The organism is Streptomyces sp. (assembly GCF_050698815.1).
Lineage (GTDB): Bacteria > Actinomycetota > Actinomycetes > Streptomycetales > Streptomycetaceae > Streptomyces.
Genome location: NZ_JBOHCV010000525.1, coordinates 1 through 8,240 on the forward strand (window position 1 = coordinate 1; position 8,240 = coordinate 8,240).

Here is an 8,240-nt window from a genome sequence, read left to right on the forward strand (position 1 = left end):
GCCGCGCACGGCGGCGCGCTGCTGCGGACGCCGGGTGTCGCGCCGCGCCTGCTGGCCTGGATCGCGGCCCGGCCGACCGGAACCGAGTCGGCCGGAACCGAGTCGGCCGGAACCGAGTCGGCCGGAACCGGGCCGACCGGAACCGGGCCGGCACACGACTGAGCGGGTCAGGCACGCCCTACGGCAGGTTGCGGGCCATCACGATGCGCTGGACCTGGTTCGTGCCTTCGTAGATCTGCGTGATCTTGGCGTCGCGCATCATCCGCTCGACCGGGTAGTCACGCGTGTAGCCGTAGCCGCCCAGCAGCTGGACCGCGTCCGTGGTGATCTCCATGGCCGCGTCGGAGGCGTAGCACTTGGCGGCGGCGCCGAAGAAGGTCAGGTCCTGCTTCCCGCCGCCGGCGGCGACGCGTTCCGACCTGGCCGCCGCCGCGTAGGTCAGCTGGCGGGCCGCCTCCAGCTTCATCGCCATGTCGGCCAGCATGAACTGCACACCCTGGAAGTCCGCGACGGGCTTGCCGAACTGCTTGCGCTCGGTGACGTAGCCCTTGGCGTAGTCGAGCGCGCCCTGGGCGATACCGAGTGCCTGGGCGGCGATGGTGATCCGGGTGTGGTCCAGGGTCCGCATCGCGGTGGCGAAGCCGGTGCCCTCCTCGCCGAGCATCCGATCGACGGGGATGCGCACGTTGTCGAGGTAGACCTCGCGGGTCGGGGAACCCTTGATGCCGAGCTTCTTCTCCGGGGCACCGAAGGAGACTCCTTCGTCGTCCTTCTCGACGACGAAGGCCGTGATGCCCTTGGTGCGCCGGTCCGGGTCGGTCACGGCCATGACGGTGTAGTAGTCGGAGACACCGGCGTTGGTGATCCAGCGCTTCACGCCGTTGAGCACGTAGTGGTCGCCGTCCCGTACGGCCTTGGTCTTCATGCCGCCCGCGTCCGAGCCCGCGTCCGGCTCGCTCAGGCAGTACGAGAACATCGCCTCGCCCCTGGCGAGCGGCGCGAGGTACTTCTTCTTCAGCTCCTCGGAGCCGGAGAGGATGACCGGCAGCGAACCCAGCTTGTTGACCGCAGGGATGAGGGAGGAGGAGGCGCAGACGCGGGCGACCTCCTCGATGACGATGACGGTCGCGAGCGCGTCGGCGCCGGCGCCGCCGTACTCCTCGGGCACGTGAACGGCGTGCAGGTCGTTGGCTTCGAGGGCGTCCCGGGCCTCCTGCGGGAAGCGGGCCTCCTCGTCCACCGCGGCGGCGAACGGCGCGATCTTCGCCTCACACAGGGCGCGCACCGAGTCCCGGAGCATGTCGTGCTCCTCGGCGGGCCGGTAGAGGTCGAAGTCGGCGGCTGCGCTGTTTCCCGATGACGCCAAGGTGTTTCACTCCTCTGAAGCTCTGCCGCGCGATGGCGCGGCAGGGCGGCGATTGCTAACTACCGTTAAGTAACGCAATTCTAGGGGTCACCGCCCGGCCGGGATACGTGAGCTTCACGACAGCGGCGCCCCCGATATGCTGCGCGGGCAGCGTTCCCGGCAGGTGTCTTTCGCGGCCTTCTCCGGGGTTACTCAAGCGTCGTCACACAGGAGCATTCGCCATGGCCCCGCACAGGATCACAGTGATCGGCACCGGATATCTCGGGGCCACCCACGCTGCCGCCATGGCCGAACTCGGCTTCGAGGTGCTGGGTCTGGACATCTCCCCGGAGAAGATCGCGCTGCTGGAACGCGGCGAGACGCCGATGTACGAGCCGGGGCTGGACGAACTGCTGCGCCAGCACGTCGCGGGGTTCCCCGGTTCGAGCGGACGGCTCCGCTTCACCACCTCCTACGCGGAGGTGGGCGAATTCGGCGACGTCCACTTCATCTGCGTCAACACCCCGCAGCGGCACGGCGAGTACGCCTGCGACATGTCCTATGTCGACAGCGCGGTCGACTCGCTGGCTCCCCATCTGACCCGCCCGGCCCTGGTCGTCGGCAAGTCCACGGTGCCGGTGGGCAGTGCGGAGCGGCTCGCAGCCCGGCTGGCGGAGCTCGCGCCCGTGGGCGCGGACGCGGAGCTGGCCTGGAATCCGGAGTTCCTGCGGGAGGGCTTCGCGGTCAAGGACACGCTGCGCCCGGACCGCATCGTGGTGGGCGTGCGCAGTGAGCGCGCGGAGCAGCTGCTGCGCGAGGTGTACGCGACGCCGCTCGCCGAGGGTTCGCCCTTCGTCGTCACCGACTTCCCGACGGCCGAGCTGGTGAAGACCTCCGCCAACTCCTTCCTGGCCACGAAGATCTCCTTCATCAACGCCATGGCCGAGGTCTGCGAGGCCGCGGACGGCGACGTGGTGAAGCTGGCCGAGGCGATCGGGCACGACGACCGGATCGGCAAGAAGTTCCTGCGGGCCGGGATCGGCTTCGGCGGCGGCTGTCTGCCCAAGGACATCCGCGCGTTCATGGCCCGGGCCGGCGAACTGGGCGCTTCGGAGGCACTCACATTCCTGCGCGAGGTCGACTCGATCAACATGCGGCGGCGTGCCCAGATGGTCGAGCTGACCAGGGAGGCGCTGGGCGGCACGCTGCTGGGCACCCGGATCGGCGTACTGGGCGCGACCTTCAAGCCCGACTCCGACGACGTACGGGACTCGCCGGCGCTCAACGTCGCGGGCCAGCTGCACCTGCAGGGCGCCCAGGTCTCGGTCTACGACCCCAAGGGAATGGACAACGCCCGCGCCCTCTTCCCGACCCTGCGCTACGCGCCGAGCGTGGCCGAGGCGGTGCGGGGCGCGGAGGTGGTGCTGCACCTGACGGAGTGGCGGGAGTTCCAGGAGCTGGACCCGGCGGCACTGGGCGAGGTGGTCGCGGTCCGGCGCATCCTGGACGGCCGCAACACGCTCGACCCGGCGGCGTGGCGCAAGGGCGACTGGAGCTTCCGCGCGCTGGGCCGTCCCACCGCCTGACGGCGGGATCGCCGACACCAGACGCTGCGCGCCCCTGCTCCGCCGGGGCCCCTGGGCCTGCGGCCCGGGCGGGGTCACCGGGGGGCACCCCTCAGCGTTGCCAACAGCCCCGGCAGCACTGGAAGACGCTCCTCAACGGGCAGGCATCGCCGGTCACGGCACTAGCGCTGCCGGTTCGCCCGGTACGTACGCATCTTCGCCCGGCTGCCGCACACGGCCATCGAGCACCAGCGTCCCCGGCCGGCCGGGCTCCGGTCGTAGAAGACCCACAGGCAGTCGTGCGCCTCGCACGCCTTGAGCCGCTGCCAGTCGCCGTCGCCGGCCGCCGTGGCGATGCCCACCGCGATCCGGGCGGTGAGCGCGGGGACTCCGGACAGTCCGGGTGCTGGGCGGAGTCCGGCCCGGCCCGCCTCGTCGACCTCGAGGATGAGCGGGGCGTGGGCGAGCCGCTGTGCGAGTGCCGCTGACGCCTCGCCCGGCATGTCCGTACCGGTGTGCGCCAGGCACGCGGCGCGCAGGGCCTCGCGCAGTTCGCGCAGCGCGGCGAGCTCCCGCGCGGCCGTATCGGGGCGGGATCCGAGTCCGTCGAGCCCGTGCCTGTGTGCGAAGTCGGCGATGCCGCCCGGCGCGGCGAGGGCGTCCTCGCCCGAGTCGACCTCGAGCGTGTTCGTCAACTCCTGCACAAGGACGAGCGCCTTCGGGGCTGTCCGGTCCGTCACCCTTGCCACGTTACCGATGAGGGGCCATGATCTGGTAACCAAAGCGCGTTACCGGTTTACGACCTCAAGGGGTAACCCATGGCCATCGCCACGATGAACTGCATTGTTCTGGACTGCCCGGACCCGAGGCGGCTCGCCGAGTTCTACGCACAGGTGCTCGACTGGAAGGTCGAGCCGGGTGAGGGCGACACCTGGGTGGACGTGTCCGGCCCGGGCGGCCAGCGGCTCGCCTTCCAGGAGTCGGCCGGCTTCATCCCGCCGCAGTGGCCCAGCCTGGAGCACGCCCAGCAGCTGCACCTGGACCTGGACGTGCCGAGGGACCGCATGGACGAGGCGGAGCAAGAGGTGATCAAGCTCGGTGCCCGGCTGATCCAGGACGACGGCGGCGGCAAGCGTGGCTTCCGCGTCTACCTGGACCCGGCCGGGCACCCCTTCTGTCTCTGCGTCGCCGACTGAGCGCGACGCCCGGGCGCGTGGGCGTTCCGCGGCGCGGGCGCACGGCTCACTGGTCGGACTTGACGGTGACCTTCTCGTCGTTCTTCAGCTGCTGCACCAACTGCTTGACCCTCGGCATGTCCCACTGCAGCGAGCCCGCTGGAGCGGGCCCGGAGATGGGCATGTTCATGCGCTTGCCCTCGCCGCTGGAGACGTCCTTCATCGCGAAGAACATCGAGCCCAGTCCCCACAGGCTCATGTCCTTGTCCACGATCAGGGTGTCCAGACCGGCGCCCATGGTCGGGTAGAGCTTGAAGGGGTTGAGGATCGTCGAGGGCGTCGCCGTCTGACTGGCAAGGGCGGCCAGGAACTTCTGCTGGTTCTTGGTCCGGCCCAGGTCGCTGTCGCCGGTGCCCGCGTGCCGGTTGCGGACGAAGGAGAGGGCCTGCTTGCCGTCCAGCGTCTGCTTGCCCTTCCGGAAGTCGGCGCCGGAGTTCTTGTCCTTGATGTCCTGCGGGATGTTCATCTCGACACCGCCGACAGAGTCCACGATCTTGGCGAAGCCGCCGAAGCCGATCTCGGCGTAGTGATCGATCTTGAGCCCGGTGTTGTGCTCGACGGTACGGACCAGCAGTGGGGCGCCGTCCTGCGAGTAGGCGGCGTTGAGCTTGGTCCGCTGGCTGTTGCCGAAGTGCTTGCCGGACTGGGAGCCGGTGAAGGGCGGGATCTCGACCCAGGAGTCACGCGGCAGCGAGATCAGCGTCGGTGCGCCGTTGCCGACGTGCAGGATCATCATCGAGTCGGTGCGCTTGCCGCCGGCCGAGCCCGTGTGCAGGTCCTTCTTCTCCTGAGCGGTCATGCCCTCGCGGCTGTCGGAGCCGACGATCAGGTAGTTGGTGCCGTCGGCCGTCTCCGGCCGGTCCTCGACGATACTGAGGTCGACGTCACGTTTCAGCTTGGAGTCGGCCCAGAAATAGGTGCCGACCGCCCATGCCAGCAGGATGACGACCAGGGTTATCAGGATGGGTTTGAAGCGTCGCCGCCGGCGGGGCGGCACGTCGTCGTACGGTCCGTAGCCGTCGTCGTAACCGCCCCGGTAGTCGCCACCGCGACCCCCGCCGCCATAAACCTGGCCGTCGCTGTAGCCCGAGTCGTATCCGTACTGGTCCTGGTCTCTGTAGCCCCCGTCATAGCCGCCTCTCCCTTGTTGCGGCACGCCTCCGCGGGCGGCGGCACCACTGCCGCGTCCGTACCTGTCACGGGAGCCGTCGTTCCATCCGGGCCACTCATTCATGCAGGGCAGTGTGCCTTGACTGGGCCGTCGGAACACAGCCCGGGTACCGCTTCGGGCCGAGGCTGTATCCGTTCTGATGCAAAGCCGCCCGTCAGGCCGGTTCTCGCCGCCACATAGGGTAGGGACCATGACCGACCAGGCCCATCCGGCGGAAGCGGCCCTACCGGGCAAGCCGACCGCCGCCTCCCGCACCACTCTGTCGCACATCATGACGGGGAACGACACCAACCTCCTCGGCACCGTGCACGGCGGTGTGATCATGAAATTCGCCGACGACGCCGCCGGGGCCGTCGCCGGCCGGCACTCCGGCGGGCCGGCGGTCACCGCGTCCATGGACGAGATGGTCTTTCTCGAGCCCGTCCGGATCGGCGACCTGGTCCATGTCCGCGCCCAGTGCAACTGGACCGGCCGGTCGTCGATGGAGATCGGTGTACGTGTCATGGCCGAGCGGTGGAACGAGTCGACGCCGGCCACGCAGGTCGGGACGGCGTACATGGTCTTCGCCGCGGTCGACTCCGACGGCCGGCCGCGGCCGGTGCCGCCGGTGATCCCGGAGACCGAGCGGGACAAGCGGCGCTTTCAGGAGGCGCAGATCCGCCGGACCCACCGGCTGGCACGCCGCCGGGCGATCAAGGAACTGCGCGAGAAGCGTGCGGCCGAGGGGCTGAACGAGCAGTAGCCGGGCGCCGCGGCCGGCCGGGCGGCTCCTCGGGAACCAGACCGGCAGCTCCTCAGGGCCGGGCAGCTCCTCAGAAACGAGGCTCAGGCACAGGACACCTTCTCGTCGCCCTTGACCGCGCCGCCGCCCGGCGTGGCGCCCGCACCCGGCGCGGGATCGTCGACCCGGACCTGCCGCACCCTGTGATGCTTCTCGCCGACGGTGACCAGCATGACCGGACCGCGGTCCGCCTCCTTCACCAGCTTGGCGCCCGGCAGCGCCTTCGCGAGGGCGTGCGCCGAGCGGTCCCAGCGCGGGTCGTAGCGGATCATCGTGTACTCGGTGTCGCTGCGCTGCGCGTCGTCCGGTGGGCCCATGGTGGTGAAGCCGGTGCCGTGCAGTTCCCTGTCGACGGCGCGGCCGAGCCCTGACCGTGCGGTGCCGTTCTCCACGTGCACCTGGATGCTGCCCGGTGGAATCCCGACCAGGACGCTCGCCGCCCGGCCGGCCCGGTCCTGCGCGGCCTTGGCGTTCTTGGCGCGTTCGGCGCGCTTGGCCGCCTTGCTCTTCCCGGGCTTCTCCTCGGCCAGCGGCCGGTCGGCGCGCAGCGCTCCGAAGAGCTTCGCCGCCTTGCGTTCGTCCCACTTCACGGTCGAGCCCAGCCCGCGCACCCTGTGGTCCGGATCCTCGATGGGCACGGACGCGAACTCGGACGAGGCCGCCGTGAAGCGCCGCATCGCCCTGCCGAGCTCCAGCATCTCGTCGCTGCCCAGGCCCTCGTCGGCACGGACGGAGTCCAGGACGGTCGAGGCGACCTTCTCCAGCTTCACCGGGTTCATCAGGACGCCGCTGTCGGTGGCCTTCTCGATGACCGAGGCGAGAAAGTGCTGCTGGCGTTTCATCCGGCTCAGGTCGGAACCGTCGCCGAGATGCCGGGCCCGTACGTACTGCAGGGCGCGGCCGCCGTCGAGGTTCGTGGTGCCCGCGGGCAGGTTCAGTCCGGAGTAGCTGTCGTGCAGCGTCCGTTCCGTGCACACCGGCACGCCGCCGAGGACGTCCACCGTGCGCATGAAGCTGGTGAAGTCGACCTCCAGGTAGTGATCGATCTTGATGCCCGTCATGTCCTCGACGGTCCTGACGGTCAGCGGTGCGCCGCCGTGCGCGAAGGCCGAGTTGAGCTTCGCGGGCTTGGCGGCGTGCCGCCGGCCCGAGCCGCCGTCGGTGTGGGCGGGCAGACGGGTGTAGGAGTCGCGCGGAAGGCTGACCACGCTGGCGCGGTCATGGTCGGCCGAGAGATGCACCAGCATCAGGGTGTCCGTACAGTCGCAGGCCGAGCCGCCGAGGCGGTACTTCTCCCGCTGCTCCGAGGAGAGCTTGTCGCGCCGGTCGGTACCGACGACGAGGAAGTTCGCCCCTCCGGAGTCGCGCGGCCGGTCCGTCAGCCCCTGAAAGGGATTGACGCGGTGTACGTCCGCGTTCAGCCCGCGCACCATGACGTGCCCCACGCCGCTCGCCCCCAGCACGAGTACGGAGAGAACCATGGCGAGGCGCACACCCCAGCGGGGTCTGCGACCGTTTTCGTGTGCTTCCGCCTGCATTGCCATACCGTAGGGCGATACGATCTGCGGCACTCGGGCACACGCCGTCCGAGGGCTCCGGGGCACCCGGCTGGCGTGCGGGAGGGTCCCTCGTTCGCGGTAACGTGAACGCGTGACTGATAGCACTTCCTCGATCGAGGAGCTGCCCGCCGTTTCGGTGATCATGCCGGTTCTCAATGAGGAACGGCACCTGCGCAGCTCCGTCCAGCACATTCTCGAGCAGGACTACGCCGGTGACCTCGAGGTCGTCATCGCCCTCGGCCCCTCGGCGGACCGTACGGACGAGATCGCGGCCGAGTTGGTCCGCGAGCACCCCCGGGTGCAGACGGTCCCCAACCCGAGCGGCCGCACGCCCGCCGCGCTGAACGCCGCCATCAAGGCGTCCAGGTATCCGGTCGTGCTGCGCGTGGACGGGCACGGCATGCTCTCGCCGGGCTACGTCGCCACGGCCGTACGGCTGCTGTCGGAGACCGGCGCCGCCAACGTCGGCGGCATCATGCACGCCGAAGGGGAGAACGACTGGGAGAGAGCCGTCGCCGCGGCCATGACCTCCAAGATCGGTGTGGGCAACGCCGCGTTCCATACGGGCGGGCAGGCCGGTGAGG

Annotated in this window: 8 protein-coding genes; 4 read left to right on the forward strand and 4 right to left on the reverse strand. The window is 70.0% G+C overall.

Annotated features, from left to right (window positions below; genetic code table 11):
• Nucleotides 1-178: 178 nt before the first annotated feature.
• Complete coding sequence (locus tag ACRDP3_RS18980; protein WP_431518165.1) at nucleotides 179-1,300, reverse strand: acyl-CoA dehydrogenase family protein; 1,122 nt, start codon at nucleotides 1,298-1,300, stop codon at nucleotides 179-181.
• Between the two features lie 287 nt (nucleotides 1,301-1,587).
• On the opposite strand from ACRDP3_RS18980, the gene ACRDP3_RS18985 reads away from it, so the two are divergent.
• On the forward strand, nucleotides 1,588-2,931 hold the full coding sequence (locus tag ACRDP3_RS18985; RefSeq protein WP_431518159.1) for a UDP-glucose dehydrogenase family protein: 1,344 nt from the start codon (nucleotides 1,588-1,590) through the stop codon (nucleotides 2,929-2,931).
• Between the two features lie 161 nt (nucleotides 2,932-3,092).
• Here ACRDP3_RS18985 and ACRDP3_RS18990 read toward each other — a convergent pair whose 3' ends face one another.
• Nucleotides 3,093-3,650, reverse strand: coding sequence for a CGNR zinc finger domain-containing protein (locus ACRDP3_RS18990; protein WP_431518160.1), 558 nt, complete (start codon nucleotides 3,648-3,650; stop codon nucleotides 3,093-3,095).
• A 78-nt stretch (nucleotides 3,651-3,728) separates the two neighbouring features.
• Between ACRDP3_RS18990 and ACRDP3_RS18995 the strand changes: the two genes are divergently transcribed.
• On the forward strand, nucleotides 3,729-4,106 hold the full coding sequence (locus ACRDP3_RS18995) for a VOC family protein (RefSeq protein ID WP_431518161.1): 378 nt from the start codon (nucleotides 3,729-3,731) through the stop codon (nucleotides 4,104-4,106).
• A 46-nt stretch (nucleotides 4,107-4,152) separates the two neighbouring features.
• Here the strand turns inward: ACRDP3_RS18995 and ACRDP3_RS19000 are convergent, their stop codons facing one another.
• Nucleotides 4,153-5,379: an LCP family protein gene (locus tag ACRDP3_RS19000; RefSeq protein WP_431518162.1), complete on the reverse strand. Its 1,227-nt coding sequence runs from the start codon at nucleotides 5,377-5,379 to the stop codon at nucleotides 4,153-4,155.
• 127 nt (nucleotides 5,380-5,506) lie between these two features.
• Between ACRDP3_RS19000 and ACRDP3_RS19005 the strand changes: the two genes are divergently transcribed.
• Nucleotides 5,507-6,058 (forward strand): acyl-CoA thioesterase, encoded by a 552-nt coding sequence (locus tag ACRDP3_RS19005; RefSeq protein ID WP_431518163.1) that lies wholly within the window; start codon nucleotides 5,507-5,509, stop codon nucleotides 6,056-6,058.
• An 83-nt stretch (nucleotides 6,059-6,141) separates the two neighbouring features.
• On the opposite strand, the gene ACRDP3_RS19010 is transcribed toward ACRDP3_RS19005, so the two are convergent.
• On the reverse strand, nucleotides 6,142-7,578 hold the full coding sequence (locus ACRDP3_RS19010) for an LCP family protein (RefSeq protein WP_431518164.1): 1,437 nt from the start codon (nucleotides 7,576-7,578) through the stop codon (nucleotides 6,142-6,144).
• A 220-nt stretch (nucleotides 7,579-7,798) separates the two neighbouring features.
• Between ACRDP3_RS19010 and ACRDP3_RS19015 the strand changes: the two genes are divergently transcribed.
• The coding region (locus ACRDP3_RS19015; protein WP_431518166.1) for a glycosyltransferase at nucleotides 7,799-8,240 on the forward strand (442 nt) is incomplete at its 3' end.

Coding starts and splice junctions, on each gene's coding strand:
- ACRDP3_RS19000 (WP_431518162.1), bottom strand. CDS start 5,379: ATGAATGAGTGGCCCGGATGGAACGACGGCTCCCGTGACAGGTACGGA.
- ACRDP3_RS18980 (WP_431518165.1), bottom strand. CDS start 1,300: ATGCTCCGGGACTCGGTGCGCGCCCTGTGTGAGGCGAAGATCGCGCCG.
- ACRDP3_RS18995 (WP_431518161.1), top strand. CDS start 3,729: ATGGCCATCGCCACGATGAACTGCATTGTTCTGGACTGCCCGGACCCG.
- ACRDP3_RS19005 (WP_431518163.1), top strand. CDS start 5,507: ATGACCGACCAGGCCCATCCGGCGGAAGCGGCCCTACCGGGCAAGCCG.
- ACRDP3_RS19010 (WP_431518164.1), bottom strand. CDS start 7,578: ATGGTTCTCTCCGTACTCGTGCTGGGGGCGAGCGGCGTGGGGCACGTC.
- ACRDP3_RS18985 (WP_431518159.1), top strand. CDS start 1,588: ATGGCCCCGCACAGGATCACAGTGATCGGCACCGGATATCTCGGGGCC.